The organism is Erwinia persicina, assembly GCF_019844095.1.
GTDB classification, from domain to species: Bacteria; Pseudomonadota; Gammaproteobacteria; order Enterobacterales; family Enterobacteriaceae; genus Erwinia; species Erwinia persicina.
Genome location: NZ_CP082141.1, coordinates 3,183,645 through 3,199,964 on the forward strand (window position 1 = coordinate 3,183,645; position 16,320 = coordinate 3,199,964).

The following is a 16,320-nucleotide window of genomic DNA, read 5'->3' on the forward strand; positions in this document are numbered from 1 at the left end:
AGGCGCGTAAGATACCTGCTGTGATAATAATGGTAAACCACCGGTGACGTTTTTCCGTCTTAACCTGTTTATTTTTGGAGCCCGTATGTCCCGCACTCGTTATTCCTATCAGCCCAAACAGGGCCACGGCCTGCCGCACGATCCGCTGAATGCGATTATTGGCCCGCGTCCGATTGGCTGGATCAGTTCGCAGAATGCAGCCGGGCAGCGCAACCTTGCCCCTTACAGCTTTTTTAACTGCTTTAACTACCGGCCGCCGGTGATTGGCTTTGCCAGCAGCGGCTGGAAAGACAGCGTCGCAAATATTGTGGAAACCGGTGAGTTTGTCTGGAACCTGGCGACGCGCTCGCTGGCGGTTCCGATGAACGAGAGTTCAGCATCGCTGGCCCACGGCGAAGATGAATTTGCTTATTCCGGTCTCACCGCCCTGCCCGCCAGCCTGGTTAACGTCAGTATGGTGGCGGAAAGCCCGGTTAACTTCGAATGCCGGCTGTCTCAGTGTATTCAGTTAACCACCGCTGACGGCGAACAAATTCCCAGCTGGCTGGTTCTGGGTGAAGTGGTGGCGGTGCATATTGATGATGCGCTGCTGGTCGAGGGTATCTACCAGACAGCGCAGGCCGAACCGATCCTGCGTGCTGGCGGCCCTTCTGCCTATTACGCCATCAGTGAAGCGCTGCGCTTTGATATGGTCAGGCCGGACGCACGCAACAGCTGAGAGCTTAACCTGCGCGCTGACCTCACAGGCGGGCTTTTTTTGCTATGATGGCGGCTCTGAAAACCGTTTGTCATGGAGTGATTATGAAACGCATCGCCATCGATATGGATGAAGTTATCGCTGATTTTCATCCTAAGATGTTAACCACATGGAACGCGCATTTTTCCCAGCAGCTGACGCTGGATGAGCTCAACCTGTTTAATCTTCATCAGGAAGATCCGGCAAAACTGGTCGAGATTTTTGAGCTGGTCGGCGATCCGGCATTCTTTGCCGATCTCGGCGTCATTGCCGACAGCCAGCGGGTGATCGCCAGCCTGAGTGAACATTATGAGATCTTTATCACCACCGCGGCGATGGAGGTCCCGACCTCTTTTAATGCCAAGTTTCAGTGGCTGAAGACCCATTTCCCGGCGATTAAGCCCAGCAACATCGTGTTCTGTGGCAATAAAAGCATTATCAATGCCGACTATATGATCGATGACAATGTGATTAACTTCGCCCACTTCTGCGGGGAAGGCATTCTCTATTCGGCCCCGCATAACCGTCATGTGACGGGTTACCGGCGTGTAGAGAACTGGCGGGAAATTGAAACCCTGCTGCTCTAGGGCAAAAATAAGGGCGCAACCATGTTGCGCCCGACGCGGCGACCGCTTAATGAGGGCCCTTTAGCAGGGTGCCGATCAGTTGCCTGAGCAACGGCTGCAGCCTGGCCGCTTTATCCTCACGCCAGCCGAAAGGCGGCTGTTCATCCATGTAGTTACACTGTGCCAGCTCCAGCTGTATGGCGTGCTGACCCGCTTCTGGCCTGCCATACGCACGGGTAATATACCCCCCTTTAAATCGCCCGTTCAGCACCCAGCTAAACGCAGACTGTGCCTGGCAGCATTCCGTCAGCCGCCGGGTGATCGCCGTGCTGCAGCTGACGCCGTCGTTAGTTCCCAGGTTCATATCCGGCAGCTGGCCGTCAAATAATCGCGGGATAACGGAGGCAATCGAATGGGCATCAAACAACAGCGCATAGCCATGCTGCTGTTTGAGACGTGCCAGCTCTTGCTGAATGTTGTTATGGTACGGCTGCCAGATGTTGTGCAAATAGCCTTCACGCTGCGCTGGCGTTGGGGTTTTCCCCGGGATAAAGGTGGGCGTACCGTCAAACAGCGTTTCCGGATACAAACCCGTGGTGGCCGTGGTGTAGAGCGCCTGATTATCCGGTGGTCGATTGAGATCAATCACAAAGCGGGAGTAGTTACCCACCAGCACGCTGATGCCCATTTCACGAGCAAAATCGTACAGCTGAGGAATATGCCAGTCGGTATCCGGCAGGCCCCTGGCGGCTTCGCTTAATCCCGCCTCGACTTCCGGTGTCAGTTGCGTCCCCGCATGGGGAATACTGAGCAGCAGCGGCAGCGTGCCGGCGCTGAACTGAAAGGCATTCATCGCTCTTCTCCCTTGTAGATGACCCGGCAGGGCAACTGCCCGCCAAGCCAGTAAACCAGTTCAGCTGGACGGGCAAGCGGCCAGTGAACGAAATCGGCCCGCTTGCCGCTTTCCAGCGATCCCAGACGGTCATCGAGTCCCAGCGCCCGCGCACCGTGGAGCGTCACCCCGGCCAGCGCCTCTTCCGGGGTCAGACCAAACAGCGTACAGCCCATATTAAGCATCAGACGCAGGGAGAGCGCGGGAGAGGTGCCCGGGTTAGCGTCACTGGCCAGCGCCATCGGCACCTGGTAGCGGCGAAACAGCTCAACGGGTGGCCGCTGCGTCTCACGCAGCAGATAGAAAGCCCCCGGCAGCAGGACGGCTACCGTGCCATGTTGTGCCATCGTCGCCACATCGCTTTCTGTGGCGTATTCCACATGGTCAGCAGACAGGGCGTTGAATTCAGCGGCAAGGGTACTCCCTCCCAGCGGCGAGAGCTGCTCCGCGTGCAGCTTCACCGGCAGCCCCAGTGCCTGAGCGGCTGTAAACACCCGCCGCACCTGTTCGGGCGAAAACGCCAGATGTTCGCAGAACGCATCAACCGCGTCGGCCAGGCCTGCGGCGGCAACCTGGGGCAGAAGCTGGTCGCAAATGACGTCAACCCAGGCGTCAGGCTGATGCTGATACTCCGGTGGCACCGCATGCGCGGCCAGACAGGTGGCCTGAATCTGCACGGGCATCTGCTGCGCCAGCTGTCGGATGGCCTGCAACATGCGCAGTTCACTGGCGACTTCAAGTCCGTAGCCGGACTTGATCTCGACGGTGGTTACCCCTTCGGCCAGCAGGTGCACCAGGCGCTGGCGGGCGCTGGCCACCAGCCCGGCCTGGGAAGCCGCCCGCGTTTCGCGAACGGTGGAAAGGATCCCACCGCCTGCGGCGGCAATGTCGCTGTAGCTGACGCCGTTCAGACGTTGTTCAAATTCATGGCTGCGATCGCCGCCGAAAACCAGATGCGTATGGCAGTCTACCAGGCCTGGCGTCACAATCCCGCCGCCCAGATCGGTGCGCTGGTCAGCCTGAATATGAGCGCTGTGCGATTCAGGGCCGACCCAGACAATCTCTTCGCCGCTGACGGCAATCGCGCCCTGTTCAATGATGCTGTAACGCCCCCCCTGCATGGTAACCATATCAGCCCCATACCAGAGATGGTCACAGTTGAGTTGCTGGTTCATCCGCTCTCCCACGTTGCGCACTTTACTGTTAATGCATAAGTATGTATATGTATATACAACCACAATGCACAGGAAGCAACCATGACTCGCTTTTTTGCGCCCCGCGCCCTGCTGGCTGCCGGCTGGCAACACAATGTTGTGATCGAGGTCGACCCGCAGGGGATGATCCTCGCCACTACCGCCAACAGTACGCCAGAGGGCGCACAGCGTCTTAATGGCATTGTGCTCCCGGCGATGGCTAACCTGCACTCACATGCGTTTCAACGCGCCATGGCCGGGCTGGCTGAAGTCGCCGGCGATCCGCAGGACAGCTTCTGGACCTGGCGTGACCTGATGTACAGGATGGTGCAGCGCCTGTCGCCGCAACAGGTCGGTGCGATTGCCACCCACCTCTATATTGATATGTTGAAAGGCGGCTATACCCAGGTTGCCGAATTCCACTATCTGCACCATCAGCCCGACGGGCATCCCTTTTCCGATGATGCCATGTTGCAGCAACTGATCCTCGCCGCTGAGCAGAGCGGCATCGGCCAGACGCTGTTGCCGGTACTCTACAGCTATGCCGGATTTGGCAGCCAGCCTGCGCAACCGGGGCAAAAGCGTTTTATCCAGGATACTCAACAATATCTTGCCCAGCAGCAGCGCCTGCAAACGCTGATTGCCGGGCGACCGCTGCATAATCAGGGGGTCTGTTTCCACTCCCTGCGCGCCGTCAGTGAACGGCAGATGCGGGAGGTACTGGACAACAGACCCGGCGACTGGCCCGTGCATCTCCATATTGCCGAACAGGAAAAAGAGGTTAACGACTCACTGGCCTGGAGCGGCGAACGGCCGGTCAGCTGGCTGCTGGATCGCTTTGACGTCAACCCTCGCTGGTGTCTGGTTCACGCCACTCACCTGGATGAGGATGAAATCCGCCGGCTTGCCGCCAGTCAGGCCGTCGCGGGTCTGTGCCCCACCACCGAAGCGAATCTGGGTGACGGTATCTTCCCGGCGACGGAGTATGTGGCACAGGGTGGACGCTGGGGCATTGGCTCAGACAGTCATGTGTCGCTGGACATCGTGGAAGAGCTGCGCTGGCTGGAATACGCCCAGCGCCTGCGGGATCGCCGCCGCAACCGGATTGTCACGGCACAGCAGGCTTCGGTGGGCGACGTCCTCTTTCAGCAGGCGCTGGCCGGCGGCGCACAGGCCTGTGGGGTGAAAACAGGTAGCCTGCAGCCCGGTTTCCGCGCGGACTGGCTGGTGCTGGGCGGGGATGCGCTGCTGGACAATACACCGGACGTATCGCTGCTCAATCGCTGGCTGTTTGCCGGGCAGCGCACGCAAATTCAGGATGTCTTCGTGGCCGGTCAGCAGCGTATCACCGCTGGTCAGCATGCCCGCCAGGCAGAGACGGATGCCGGACTGCGTGACGCGCTGGAGGCGCTGCGATGATCCATCTTTATGACAGCAACAGGCTCAGGGTAACGCCATGGCGTAACGGCGGCGGGGAAACACGGGAGATCATCAGTTACCCTCCCGGTTCGCCAGATTTTGACTGGCGTATCAGCATCGCCACTATTGCTGCAGACGGCGAATTTTCATCGTTTCCCGGTATCGACCGTATCATTACGCTGCTGAGTGGCGACGTCCTGCTCTACCGACATGGCACACTGTACCAGCGGCTGGCACTGCATCAGCCGTTTGCTTTTGCCGGAGAAGAACCGATTGCGGCCCGCCTGTGCGGTCAGACCAGCACTGATTTTAACCTGATGGCACGACGCAGCGCTTATCACCCGGCGGCTGGCATAACGACCGCACGTTTTGCTCCGGCCAGCGCCGTGGCGGGCGTGGTATATGTGCTTGCCGGGCAGTGGCAGCATCAGCAAACGCTGCTGTCAGCCGGTCAGGGGGCCTGGTGGGAGAACCACGGCGGGGCTTTTATTCCGCTCTCTGCCGACGCCCGGCTGCTGTGGGGCACGCTGGAAACCCGGGAGCAGGCAATGCCTCTGCGGCTCGAAGTATAACGGCTGTCAGCCGTGACCTTTAAAGCGTCCCAACAGCTTATAGCGCGAACCGGGATAGAGCAGGCGCGCATAGGTAACAATTTTCCCGTCACTCCAGGTCTGGCGACGGATCAGCAGGCAGGGCTCCTGCGCCTCAATCGCCAGGTGGTGGCACTGCTGAACATCGGGCAGAACCGCTTCGACAATATGCTCCCCCGCCGTCAGCGGTGCCACGCGCATCAGATAGGTATAGGGCGTCTGATTAGCGTAATCCTGCTGCAGATAATCCGGGGCCATCTGCGGATTGACCAGACGATCTTCCAGCTGCACCGGCTGCTCATTTTCATAGTGCACCATCAGCGAATGAAACAGCGGCTGACCGGGGATTAACCCCAGCACGGCGGCCTGTTCCGGGTCGGCTTTCGTTTCACACAGCGTCAGAATTTTGCAGCTGTGACGGTGGCCGCGCTGGGCAATCTCTTCCGCGATGTTATGCACTTCCAGCATAGCGGTGTAGCCCTTCACCTCAGCGACAAACGTCCCGACCCCCTGCATACGGATCAGATAGCCTTCGCTGGTGAGCTCACGCAGCGCACGGTTAATGGTCATCCGGCTTACGCCGAGCTCATTGACCAGCTCGCTCTCTGACGGTACCCGCTGATTGGCTTTCCACACCCCTTCGCTGATCTGGCTGATGATAGCCTGTTTAACACGCAGGTAAATCGGGGCAGGCTGATCGCTCATGGCTGCGGAAAGTTGTGAAATGGCAGTCTGACCGACCATGGAGGTTTCCTTAATGTTCTGATTACGGCAGTTTACTGGCTAAATTCTGATATGTATAGACATCCTCCCTGCCCTGTAATCCGGCGCTCTGCCCTCAGGTGGTGCAGCGGAGAAACGTTTCAGCCAGTGGCCTTTCCCTTCCAGGGCGTATCCATCGTCACCCTGTCGCGGTCATCCGTTTTGTGACACAGCTGGCACAATGCTTGCAGGTTGTATAGACAAGACTATACGTATGTGATTCACTCAGTAGCATCTTGTTAACAAAATTCAATACAACCCTAGTTGTCTATACAGGAGTATACCATGTCACTGACTACGCATCATTGCCTGCTGACGCCGGGCAAGGTGGATCTGGCCACGCTAAAAGCTATTTATCGCGGAGGAGTCACACTGGCGCTGGACGACACATCGCGCAGCCGTATTCAGCAGGCGAGTGCCACGGTGGCTGCCATTGTCAAAGAAGGCAAAGTGACCTACGGCATCAATACCGGCTTTGGCAAGCTGGCGCAGACGACCATTCCCACAGAGCGCCTGGCGGAACTGCAGCGTAATCTCGTGCTGTCGCACAGCGTCGGGCTGGGCGATCTGCTGCCGGATGATGTGGTGCGGGTGATTATGGCGACCAAGGTCATCAGTCTGGCACGCGGTCATTCGGGCATCCGCATTGAGCTGGTCGATGCCCTGATTGCCCTGTTTAATGCCGGAGTGATGCCCTGTATTCCGGAAAAAGGATCGGTCGGTGCTTCCGGCGATCTGGCGCCGCTGGCGCACCTGTCGCTGATGCTGCTGGGCGAAGGTGACGTCCGCGTGAACGGCAAACTGATACCGGCGACAGAAGGGCTGGCCCTCGCCGGTCTGCAACCGATTGTACTGGGGCCGAAAGAGGGCCTGGCCCTGTTGAACGGTACTCAGGTGTCGACTGCGCTGGCGCTGCGCGGCCTGTTTGAGGGCGAAAACGTGTTTGCTGCCGGGCTGGTGGCCGGAGCCCTGTCGCTGGAAGCCATCAAAGGCTCGATTAAACCTTACGACCGTCGTATTCATGAGGCACGCGGCCAGCAGGGGCAGATTGATGTCGCCGCAGCCGTCTCTGCGCTGCTGGAAGGCAGTCATATCCTGACATCACACGCTAACTGCGGGCGGGTGCAGGATCCTTACTCTATTCGCTGCGTGCCGCAGGTGATGGGTGCCTGCCTGGACAACCTCAACCATGCGGCAAAAGTGTTGCAGATCGAGGCGAACGCCGCCTCCGATAACCCGCTGGTGTTTACCGATACCGGGGAAGTGATCTCCGGTGGGAACTTCCATGCCGAGCCGGTTGCCTTTGCCGCCGATATTATCGCCCTCGCCGTGGCGGAAATCGGGGCGATTTCCGAGCGCCGGCTTGCCCTGCTGCTGGATACCGGCCTTTCCGGCCTGCCGCCCTTCCTGGTCAACGATGGCGGGGTGAACTCCGGTTTTATGATAGCCCAGGTGACCGCCGCGGCGCTGGCCTCTGAAAACAAATCCCTCGCCCACCCGGGGAGCGTGGACAGCCTGCCTACCTCCGCCAATCAGGAAGATCACGTTTCGATGGCCACCTATGCGGCCCGTCGCCTGGGAGCCATGTGCTTTAACACGGCTGCCGTGGTGGGGATTGAGGCGATGGCCGCCGCACAGGGTATTGATTTTATCCGTCCGCTGAAAAGCTCTCCACAGCTGGAGCAGGTGCTGGCCGGCGTCCGCGAACGTGTGGCTTATCTGGAAAAAGATCGCCTGATGGCCCCGGATATTGAGCAGATGCGCCTGTGGGCGACATCAGACCACTGGCCAGAAACGATCGCCGCCCTGCAGCCTGCACGCGCGCGCTAAGCCTGTTTGAAAAGGAAAAAATAATGACTGATTCCGTAAGCAAAGCCGTCGCCCGCACGATCCGTGCCCCGCACGGCAGTGAACTGCACTGTGCCAACTGGCTGATCGAAGCCGCTTACCGCATGATCCAGAACAATCTCGACCCGGATGTGGCCGAACGCCCGGAGGATTTGGTGGTATACGGTGGCATTGGTAAAGCAGCCCGTAACTGGGCGTGCTTCGAGCAGATCCTGCGTTCACTGCAGGCGCTGCAGCCGGAAGAGACGCTGCTGGTCCAGTCCGGTAAGCCGGTGGGCGTATTCCGTACCCATGCCGATGCGCCACGCGTACTGATTGCCAACTCTAACCTGGTGCCGCACTGGGCCACCTGGGACCACTTCCACGAGCTGGATAAAGCCGGTCTGATGATGTACGGCCAGATGACGGCCGGATCCTGGATTTATATAGGCGCACAGGGCATTGTGCAGGGTACGTTCGAAACCTTCGTAGAAGCTGGCCGTCAGCACTACAACGGCGACCTGACGGGGAAATGGATCCTCACCGCCGGGCTGGGGGGGATGGGCGGTGCACAGCCGCTGGCAGGAGTGCTGGCCGGAGCCTGTGTGCTGGCCGTTGAGTGCCAGGAGTCCCGCATTGATTTCCGTCTGCGCACCCGTTATCTCGATCACAAAGCATTTTCCGTGGATGAGGCGCTGGCGATTATCGATAAGGCCTGCAAAGAAAAACGTGCTATTTCCGTCGGTCTGCTCGGCAATGCCGCGGAGATCCTGCCTGAGCTGGTGCAACGTGCCAAAGCCGGGGGTATGAAGCCGGATATCGTGACCGACCAGACCTCCGCACACGACCCGATTAACGGTTACCTCCCTGCGGGGTGGGATCTGGCACGCTGGGAGTCCAGCCGCCAGTCCGATCCGAAAGCCGTCGAAAAAGCCGCCCGTGCGTCAATGGCTGTCCATGTTCAGGCGATGCTCGATTTCTGCCATATGGGTATTCCAACCGTGGATTACGGTAATAATATCCGCCAGGTGGCGCTGGACGAAGGGGTCAAAAATGCCTTCGATTTTCCGGGTTTTGTGCCGGCCTACATTCGCCCGCTGTTCTGCGAAGGTAAAGGCCCCTTCCGCTGGGTGGCGCTCTCCGGCGACCCGGAGGACATCTATAAGACCGATGCCAAACTGAAAGCGCTGTTCCCTGACCATACCAACCTGCACCGCTGGCTGGATATGGCCCAGGAGCGCATCGCCTTCCAGGGTCTGCCTGCCCGTATCTGCTGGCTGGGCCTGGGAGAGCGGCATCTTGCCGGTCTGGCCTTTAATGAAATGGTGCGTAACGGTGAGCTGAAAGCGCCCGTGGTGATTGGTCGTGACCACCTTGACTGCGGATCGGTGGCGTCGCCAAACCGGGAAACGGAAGCAATGATGGACGGGTCGGATGCGGTGTCCGACTGGCCGCTGCTGAATGCCCTGTTGAATACCGCAGGCGGGGCGACCTGGGTCAGCCTGCATCACGGTGGCGGCGTGGGAATGGGCTTCTCCCAGCACGCCGGGGTGGTCATTGTCGCGGACGGCACCGCTGAAGCCGATGCACGGCTGAGCCGCGTGCTGTGGAACGATCCGGCCACAGGTGTAATGCGCCATGCCGATGCCGGATATGAGGTTGCCAGAGACTGTGCCCGCAGGCATGAGCTGACTCTGCCGATGGTCAAATAACGCCCCTGACGGGCCTGGCTCTCAGGCCCGTTTTTCTGACTCCCTGCCCTATCCTTCCCCGTTTTATGCTAACTTATTTTCTGCCCGCTACTGGATAGCAGAGTCCCTGAACAGGAGAAGTAACCTATGGTCATTCCCGTTTCGCTGATTGATGAGGCCACCGGCTGGCGCAGGACCTTTCATGCCCATCCGGAGCTGGGCTATCAGGAGCATCAAACCTCACAGGCGGTAGCGGACCAGCTAACGGCGATGGGCCTGCAGGTTCACCGGGGTCTGGCCGGAACAGGCGTGGTCGGCACGCTGGAAAACGGCCCCGGCCCGACCATCGGCCTGCGGGCCGATATGGATGCGCTGCCCATGACCGAACTCGGCAATCCTCCGCACCGCTCCACCCGGGCGGGGGTGATGCACGCCTGCGGCCATGATGGCCATACGGCGATCCTGCTGGCGACCGCGCGGCATCTCACTGCCACCCGATGTTTTAGCGGTACCGTTCACTTTATCTTTCAGCCTGCCGAAGAGAACCTCGGCGGGGCCCGTCGTATGGTCGAAGAAGGCTTATTTACGCTGTTCCCGATGGATGCGGTCTATGGGATGCACAACTGGCCGGGTCTGCCTGCGGGGCACGTGGCGGTCAACGAAGGGGCAATGATGGCCTCGCTCGATTCGTTTGAAATTACCCTGCACGGGCGCAGTTGCCATGCGGCGATGCCGGAAAATGGCGCAGATCCCATTGTCGCCGCTGCCCAGCTGATCCTGGCCCTGCAAACCATTCCCGCGCGCCGTCTGTCACCACTGGCATCAGCGGTAGTGAGCATTACGCAGATTAACGGCGGTGAAGCGATCAACGTGATACCGGAAACGGTGGTGCTGCGCGGGACGTTACGCTGCCTGCAGGCCGACGTGCGCCTGCGGGTTCGTCAGATGATTGATGAGTTTGTGACCACTTTCACGGCTCCGCTGGGAATTGAAGGCAGTATTGTTTATCAGACTGACTATCCGGTGACCGCGAATCATGCCACGGAGGCGGCGCAGGTGCGCGATGCAGCACTGACGATACTGCCGGCAGAGCAGGTTCACTTCAACGTTAACCCGTCAATGGCATCGGAGGATTTCGCCTGCATGCTGGAGGCCTGCCCGGGCGCCTATTTCTGGCTGGGGGCCGACGGCAGTACCCCATCAGCTCCGCTGCACAACGCCCGTTATGACTTTAACGATGCATTAATCGGCCCCGGCATTGCGCTGTGGACCGCGCTGGTCACAAAGCTGTTACCGGCATCCGTTTAAGGCCGCCCACAAAACAGGGTTTGAACGGGACGGCCTTTTTTCCGCTCGTCCCGGGCCCACTTAATACCCTGCTGAAGCGATCTGCGCTAAAGCTTCGTCCAGATCGCTGGCCCGTCCGGTGGACAGATAACAGCAGGCAATTTGCAGACGCAGCGACGCGGGCACCGGCACCTCACGATCCAGACAGCGGCGGATCCAGGCGGCCGTCGTGGCAGCATCTTTGGCCTGTGGCAGGAGGTCGCCATTCAGCACGGTCTCCTCCTGGCGTGCCAGCAGCACCTGCGGCTCTTGTCCGGCAATCAGCGTGATCGACGGACAGCGCTGCGGATTAGCGTAGACCTCCCCTTCCGTCCCGTTCAGTAATAAACCTCGCCCACCGATAGCACTGAAAAAAGCCGCCACGCGCGGGATGTATTCCGGGTGCGAAACGCTGGCAATGCGCAGCGCCGCCTCTTCTGCAAATGGCGTCGCCAGTTTCGCCAGCGTGTGCGCACTGTTGCGCACCCCCATACGCCAGCGCAGTGACAGCTGCTGCTCCATCGGCTGACACAGTGTGCCAATGGTGAAAAATGCCAGCTCCCCCGCATCCAGCCTTGACTGCGCGTCGTCTGCCCCCGTCACCGGGGCAACGTCCAGCGCGGCAAACACCGCTTCACTGGTCACCCGCGTCGGGTCATCGCTGACGCCGTGTACCACCACCGGGAAGCCAAGGTGCGACAGCAGCAGCGCCAGTAATGGCGTCAGATTGCCCTGACGGCGCGCCCCGTTATAGCTGGGGATCACCACCGGCATCGGCCGGTCTGCAGGTGGGGTCAGGCGCGGCATCTGCTCCTGCATTGCGCGGTAAAATCCCTGCATTTCATCTTTGCCTTCACCCTTTATGCGCAGGGCAATCAGTATCGCACCCAGTTCCAGATCGGGTACCTCACCGGCCAGCATGCAGCGATAAAGTTGATGTGCGGTGTCAGCATCAAGATGACGGGCGTGATTCTTACCGCGTCCGACTTCTTTAATAATCTTGTTATATTCCATGCTTATGCTCAGTCAGAGTTAAGGGGGTTAACGACGCCGGCGCGCTGCGGGCTTCTTTTTCACCGCAGGTGCGACGGCCCTGGGCAGTTCACCCTCCGGCATCGGTGGCTGCGCAATCGGGAACACCGGTAGCGCCCCCAGCAGACGTGCGCCATAGCTTTTGCTGATCAGCCGGCGGTCATAAATCACAATCTCGCCGAAACAGTCATGGCTGCGGATCAGCCTGCCCACCTGTTGGATCAGGTTAAACGAGGCACTGGGCAGACTTTGCACTTCAAACGGATAGCGCTTCAGGCTTTTCAACCACTCGCCCTCCGTCAAAATAACCGGACTGTCTATCGGGGGGAAAGCAATTTTATGAATATGCACCTGGGAAAGCAGATCACCCTTCAGATCCAGCCCTTCTGCGAAGGACTGTAGCCCCACCAGCACGCTGGTCTCCCCCTGCTCCACGCGTTTGCGGTGCAGCGCCACCAGCGCAGGCCGGGGTTTATCCCCCTGCACCAGCATCATCAGCCTCAGCTCGGGCAGGTAGGCGAGAAACTGATGCATGGCGCGACCACTGGCGAACAGCACCAGAATACCTTTATGGGCGGCCAGCTTAATCTGATGACGGAAAAAGTGCGCCATTTCAGCAAGATGCATCACTTCATTGGCCAGCATCGGCTCATATTTCATCTGCGGGATAATCAGCGTCCCCTGCGTCACGTGATTAAACGGGGAGTCGAGTGCGACAAAGCGGTCACCCTGTTTTTCACTCAGCCCGGACATCTCCTGCAGGCGCTGAAAACTGTTGAGGGAACGCAGCGTGGCCGACGTCACCACCACGTGAGGGATCTTACGCCACAGTAATTTTTCCAGCTGTTCACTGACGCGGATGCCGGCACAGTGAAAAAGCAGATGTGCCGAACCGTCACGTACTTCCCGCGTCACCCATTTGGATACCGGCGCACCGGAGGCCTGCTCCATCGCTGCCAGCCGCCACAGCTTGCTGGTCGCTTCAAACCAGCCCAGAGCACGGCTCATCTGAATCAGTGTGCGGTGCAGACGCACCACGTCAAACTGCCCGCTCTTCTCGCTGAGGTCATTCATCATCCCTTCCGCCAGCCCGCGCAGCGCATCGCTGAGTTTAAACAGCCGGGCGCAGATCGTCAGGATCTCGTCGGGAAGTCGCCCCATCTCAAAGCGATACTCCCCTTCCTGGCTGTCCGGCGGCAGATACAGCCCCAGGATCTGCGACAGCATCTGCAACTGTTCGCGCACCTCTTCGCAGTGCGCTTTCAGTTTATCGGGGTGGCTGAGAGACGGCGGCCGCTTGGGGCGGAACTGCGCCAGGCACTGCTCCACCAGACGGCAAAACAGATCGAGCTGCAGCTGGGTCCAGCCCGGCGTAATATCACCGCTCATCTCCAGGGCATCGCGCGCCACATCCGGCAGGTGATGGCCTTCATCCAGTACCAGCAGCAGATTTTTCGGCGGGGGCAGTACGGATTCGGTCTCCAGCGCGGCCATCACGAGGGCATGGTTGGCCACCACCACATCAGCATCTTCAATTTCGCGGCGGGCCACATAGAACGGGCATTCACGGAACCAGTTGCAGTTGCTGCCGAGGCAGTTGGCTTTATCGGTGCTGAGGCGCTGCCAGAGGGAGTCTTCGATATTTTCCGCACAGTGATCGCGCAGCCCATCCCACTGGTAGCGTTTCAGGGATTTTTCCAGTTCGGTGCAGATCGCCCGCTCATCCTTGCTGGCGGTCATATCGTCATCAAGGAACAGCAGCAGATCGCCCTGATTTTCTTCATCCGTGGCCAGGGCGGAGAGATTGCGCGGGCAGACGTAGCGTCCACGGCCAAAAGCAGCCGTAAATTTCAGATCGGGAATAATTTTCTTCAGCAGCGGCAAATCTTTGCTGAAAATCTGATCCTGCAGCGCCACGTTAGCCGTGCTGACCACCAGTGGTTTTTCTTCGGCGCGGCTGACGGCAATGCCGGGGATCAGGTAGGAGAGCGTTTTCCCCACGCCAGTGGGGGCTTCAATGGCCAGATGACGTCCGTCATCTCCCGACAGCGTTTTAGCCACCTCAGCAATCATCTGACGCTGAGGTGCGCGCGGAATAAAATCGGGGACCTGCTGCTGCAGGGCTTTATACCACCCGGCAATTTGCGTTTTTAACGCGACAGTTAACGCCATGACAACCACTTCCAGCTAAACAAGCCTGTATTTTTACACAGTATGGCGGCGGCGTCAGCCTGCAAACGTTAATCTTGCAGGAGCGCCTGCTGTTTCAGCAGGTCATCCCGTGCCGGACAGGGCTTCCCCCCGCGCACTTTAAATCCCCTTCCCCGGGATCTTAAACATCACCGTGGTTGCCTCCATCACCCCGGCGGTGGATCGGGCATAGTCGGGGATCTGCCCCGCCGCCCGCCACCCCAGCGAGCCGTACAGCATTTCAGCCACGTCACCGCTGCGGGTATCCAACACCAGCAGGCTGCGGCCGAGTTCAGCAGCGCGTGCCTCCGCCTGCTGCATCAGCGCGCGGGCAATGCCGCTGCGACGCGCCTCAGGGTGAACCAGCAGTTTGCACACCTCGGCGCGGTGGGCGCCGTTGGCGGGCATGGCCAGCGTCAGCATCACCGTACCGACAATCCGCCCTTCCCGCCGGGCGACCAGCAGCTGTTTATCCCCGCAGGCCAGGCTCAGAACCGCATCAAGCCAGAAACGGTTAAACTGCTGCGAGTCGCGATCGACAAAACCGATACTCGCGCCTTCGGCCACGCAGCCATCCAGCACATCACACAGCGCCGCGATCTCCTGTCGGGCCTGTGCCGCGTCCAGCCACTGATAACTGATAGTTTTCATGGGCGAGCCACCACCAGCGCGTAATGCGCCCCGGCAGGCTCAGGCGCATGAAAAGTGCTACGCCCAAACAGATGAAAGCGCAGGCAGTCGCCCTGTTCCAGTCGCCACAATTGCCCCTCCATATGAAATTCCAGCACCCCTTCCAGTATCCAGATATGTTGTTCCAGCCCGGACAGCGGGGGAATGTCGTAATCAATGCGCGCACCGCCCTGCAGTCTGGCATCTATCAGCTCGGCATGAAACGTCTGAGCGGGGGGAGAGATCGACCGGCGCTCATAACCATTTTCCACATCGCGCCAGACGTTTTGTTGATGTGGCCGCAAAAGCTGTACAGCGTCCTGTTCCACTTCACTCAGCAGCCGTGACATGGTCAGCCCGTAAGCATGACACAGACGGTTAAGCAATGACGCGGTGGGACTGGTCTCAGAACGTTCGATGCGGGATAGCGAAGCGCGGCTGATCCCGGTAAGCTCGGCCAGTGTTTCCAGCGACCAACCTTTTTCCAGGCGCAGGTCTGCAAGGCGTTGTGCCAGACGTTGTTCCGTTGGGGTATATTCCATCTTATTTTCTCATATATGGGAATAAATCTCTTAAACGAGATATAACAGGCCATTTCCACTATTTCAACTTGTACAATAAATAATACTTTGTACAACCTGATAATATTGGTTAGGCTGATAACAGGTCTGACAGTCAGTAAGAGGTAATTCATGGCACTGTACAGTATCGGAGACGTCGCAGAGCGCTGCGGCATCAATCCGGTAACGCTGCGCGCATGGCAGCGTCGCTATGGTCTGCTTAAGCCACAGCGTACAGAAGGAGGTCATCGTCTGTTCGATGAAGACGATGTGGCGCGCATTGAAGAAATTAAACGCTGGATTGAGAGCGGCGTGCCGGTCGGCAAGGTGAAGGCCCTGATCGAAGGCGAAAACATTAATACGGATGATGGATGGGCGGCCATTCAGGAAGAGATGCTGATCGTTGTCCGCCAGGTACGCCCGTCTAAATTACGGGTAAAAATTGCCGCCATAGGAAAAGATAATCCGGCCGAAATGCTGATCGACAACGTATTCGTACCGATTCGTCAGCGACTGGGGTTAGATCAAAACACTGCCAGAGCGATGTGTAGTTTATTAGATGGCGCGTTAATTGATTACATTGCCTTCTGTTTAACCGGCTCACGTAAAAAAGCGGGTAAAGATGCCCTGCTGATCGGCTGGGGGATCGCTGACCGCACGCGGCTGTGGATGGAGGCCTGGCGGCTTTCTCAGCAAGGCTGGCGTATCGACGTACTGGCAGAACCGCTGGAGTCGCCGCGTCCCGAGCTGTTCCCCGGACAGCATATTTTTGTCTTCACCGAGAAAGCCCTGACCAAACGCCAGCAGGAGCAGTTAACCCAGTGGCAGGCTCAGGGATTCTCGATTACCGCACACGGCCAGTGAGGG

15 protein-coding genes are annotated in these 16,320 nt (G+C 59.0%); 8 read left to right on the plus strand and 7 right to left on the minus strand.

What is annotated here, in order from left to right; genetic code table 11:
* Window positions 1-85: 85 nt before the first annotated feature.
* Together K6L24_RS14560 and K6L24_RS14565 are read left to right on the plus strand one after the other, a co-directional pair.
* Window positions 86-718 carry a flavin reductase family protein gene (locus tag K6L24_RS14560; protein WP_062746736.1) on the plus strand — a complete coding sequence of 211 codons (633 nt, stop codon included), beginning with the start codon at window positions 86-88 and terminating at the stop codon, window positions 716-718.
* 83 nt (window positions 719-801) lie between these two features.
* Window positions 802-1,323 (plus strand): 5' nucleotidase, NT5C type, encoded by a 522-nt coding sequence (locus tag K6L24_RS14565; protein ID WP_062746602.1) that lies wholly within the window; start codon window positions 802-804, stop codon window positions 1,321-1,323.
* A gap of 46 nt (window positions 1,324-1,369) precedes the next feature.
* Here the strand turns inward: K6L24_RS14565 and hutG are convergent, their stop codons facing one another.
* Entirely contained in the window at window positions 1,370-2,155 is a 786-nt protein-coding gene (gene hutG / locus K6L24_RS14570) for an N-formylglutamate deformylase (RefSeq protein ID WP_062746600.1), read from the minus strand.
* Window positions 2,152-3,369, minus strand: a complete 1,218-nt coding sequence (gene hutI, locus K6L24_RS14575; protein WP_222681598.1) for an imidazolonepropionase — start codon at window positions 3,367-3,369, stop codon at window positions 2,152-2,154. The genes hutG and hutI overlap by 4 nt, the downstream gene beginning before the upstream one ends.
* Window positions 3,370-3,450: 81 nt before the next feature.
* Between hutI and K6L24_RS14580 the strand changes: the two genes are divergently transcribed.
* Entirely contained in the window at window positions 3,451-4,806 is a 1,356-nt protein-coding gene (locus K6L24_RS14580) for a formimidoylglutamate deiminase (RefSeq protein WP_222681599.1), read from the plus strand.
* A complete protein-coding gene (locus tag K6L24_RS14585; RefSeq protein WP_062746594.1) occupies window positions 4,803-5,378 on the plus strand; it encodes a HutD/Ves family protein in 576 nt (191 codons plus the stop codon). The genes K6L24_RS14580 and K6L24_RS14585 overlap by 4 nt, the downstream gene beginning before the upstream one ends.
* 6 nt (window positions 5,379-5,384) lie before the next feature.
* Here K6L24_RS14585 and hutC read toward each other — a convergent pair whose 3' ends face one another.
* Window positions 5,385-6,140 (minus strand): histidine utilization transcriptional repressor HutC, encoded by a 756-nt coding sequence (hutC, locus tag K6L24_RS14590; protein ID WP_118664384.1) that lies wholly within the window; start codon window positions 6,138-6,140, stop codon window positions 5,385-5,387.
* 303 nt (window positions 6,141-6,443) lie between these two features.
* Here hutC and hutH point away from each other — a divergent pair, with 303 nt between their 5' ends.
* The 3 genes from hutH (at window position 6,444) to K6L24_RS14605 (ending at window position 10,984) form a co-directional block, all read left to right on the plus strand.
* Window positions 6,444-7,988: a histidine ammonia-lyase gene (hutH, locus tag K6L24_RS14595; protein WP_062746590.1), complete on the plus strand. Its 1,545-nt coding sequence runs from the start codon at window positions 6,444-6,446 to the stop codon at window positions 7,986-7,988.
* Window positions 7,989-8,011: 23 nt separating this feature from the next.
* The gene (hutU, locus tag K6L24_RS14600; RefSeq protein WP_137269612.1) at window positions 8,012-9,697 is read left to right on the plus strand and encodes a urocanate hydratase; all 1,686 of its coding nucleotides are present in this window, start codon (window positions 8,012-8,014) and stop codon (window positions 9,695-9,697) included.
* Window positions 9,698-9,823: 126 nt separating this feature from the next.
* Window positions 9,824-10,984: a M20 aminoacylase family protein gene (locus K6L24_RS14605; RefSeq protein WP_118664386.1), complete on the plus strand. Its 1,161-nt coding sequence runs from the start codon at window positions 9,824-9,826 to the stop codon at window positions 10,982-10,984.
* A gap of 60 nt (window positions 10,985-11,044) precedes the next feature.
* Here the strand turns inward: K6L24_RS14605 and ybiB are convergent, their stop codons facing one another.
* The 4 genes from ybiB to K6L24_RS14625 all read right to left on the minus strand — a co-directional run bounded on the left by ybiB (window position 11,045) and on the right by K6L24_RS14625 (window position 15,435).
* Window positions 11,045-12,016 carry a DNA-binding protein YbiB gene (gene ybiB, locus K6L24_RS14610; protein WP_222681600.1) on the minus strand — a complete coding sequence of 324 codons (972 nt, stop codon included), beginning with the start codon at window positions 12,014-12,016 and terminating at the stop codon, window positions 11,045-11,047.
* A 27-nt stretch (window positions 12,017-12,043) separates the two neighbouring features.
* Entirely contained in the window at window positions 12,044-14,206 is a 2,163-nt protein-coding gene (gene dinG / locus K6L24_RS14615) for an ATP-dependent DNA helicase DinG (RefSeq protein WP_062746583.1), read from the minus strand.
* A gap of 138 nt (window positions 14,207-14,344) precedes the next feature.
* On the minus strand, window positions 14,345-14,875 hold the full coding sequence (locus K6L24_RS14620; RefSeq protein WP_118664388.1) for a GNAT family N-acetyltransferase: 531 nt from the start codon (window positions 14,873-14,875) through the stop codon (window positions 14,345-14,347).
* A complete protein-coding gene (locus tag K6L24_RS14625; protein WP_137269609.1) occupies window positions 14,872-15,435 on the minus strand; it encodes a helix-turn-helix domain-containing protein in 564 nt (187 codons plus the stop codon). The genes K6L24_RS14620 and K6L24_RS14625 overlap by 4 nt, the downstream gene beginning before the upstream one ends.
* A 150-nt stretch (window positions 15,436-15,585) precedes the next feature.
* On the opposite strand from K6L24_RS14625, the gene K6L24_RS14630 reads away from it, so the two are divergent.
* Window positions 15,586-16,317 carry a MerR family transcriptional regulator gene (locus K6L24_RS14630; RefSeq protein WP_062746577.1) on the plus strand — a complete coding sequence of 244 codons (732 nt, stop codon included), beginning with the start codon at window positions 15,586-15,588 and terminating at the stop codon, window positions 16,315-16,317.
* Window positions 16,318-16,320 lie beyond the last annotated feature (3 nt).

Excerpts from the sequence above, each read along its gene's own strand:
- K6L24_RS14560 (WP_062746736.1), top strand. The coding sequence starts at position 86 with ATGTCCCGCACTCGTTATTCCTATCAGCCCAAACAGGGCCACGGCCTG.
- K6L24_RS14565 (WP_062746602.1), top strand. The coding sequence starts at position 802 with ATGAAACGCATCGCCATCGATATGGATGAAGTTATCGCTGATTTTCAT.
- hutG (WP_062746600.1), bottom strand. The coding sequence starts at position 2,155 with ATGAATGCCTTTCAGTTCAGCGCCGGCACGCTGCCGCTGCTGCTCAGT.
- hutI (WP_222681598.1), bottom strand. The coding sequence starts at position 3,369 with ATGAACCAGCAACTCAACTGTGACCATCTCTGGTATGGGGCTGATATG.
- K6L24_RS14580 (WP_222681599.1), top strand. The coding sequence starts at position 3,451 with ATGACTCGCTTTTTTGCGCCCCGCGCCCTGCTGGCTGCCGGCTGGCAA.
- K6L24_RS14585 (WP_062746594.1), top strand. The coding sequence starts at position 4,803 with ATGATCCATCTTTATGACAGCAACAGGCTCAGGGTAACGCCATGGCGT.
- hutC (WP_118664384.1), bottom strand. The coding sequence starts at position 6,140 with ATGGTCGGTCAGACTGCCATTTCACAACTTTCCGCAGCCATGAGCGAT.
- hutH (WP_062746590.1), top strand. The coding sequence starts at position 6,444 with ATGTCACTGACTACGCATCATTGCCTGCTGACGCCGGGCAAGGTGGAT.
- hutU (WP_137269612.1), top strand. The coding sequence starts at position 8,012 with ATGACTGATTCCGTAAGCAAAGCCGTCGCCCGCACGATCCGTGCCCCG.
- K6L24_RS14605 (WP_118664386.1), top strand. The coding sequence starts at position 9,824 with ATGGTCATTCCCGTTTCGCTGATTGATGAGGCCACCGGCTGGCGCAGG.
- ybiB (WP_222681600.1), bottom strand. The coding sequence starts at position 12,016 with ATGGAATATAACAAGATTATTAAAGAAGTCGGACGCGGTAAGAATCAC.
- dinG (WP_062746583.1), bottom strand. The coding sequence starts at position 14,206 with ATGGCGTTAACTGTCGCGTTAAAAACGCAAATTGCCGGGTGGTATAAA.
- K6L24_RS14620 (WP_118664388.1), bottom strand. The coding sequence starts at position 14,875 with ATGAAAACTATCAGTTATCAGTGGCTGGACGCGGCACAGGCCCGACAG.
- K6L24_RS14625 (WP_137269609.1), bottom strand. The coding sequence starts at position 15,435 with ATGGAATATACCCCAACGGAACAACGTCTGGCACAACGCCTTGCAGAC.
- K6L24_RS14630 (WP_062746577.1), top strand. The coding sequence starts at position 15,586 with ATGGCACTGTACAGTATCGGAGACGTCGCAGAGCGCTGCGGCATCAAT.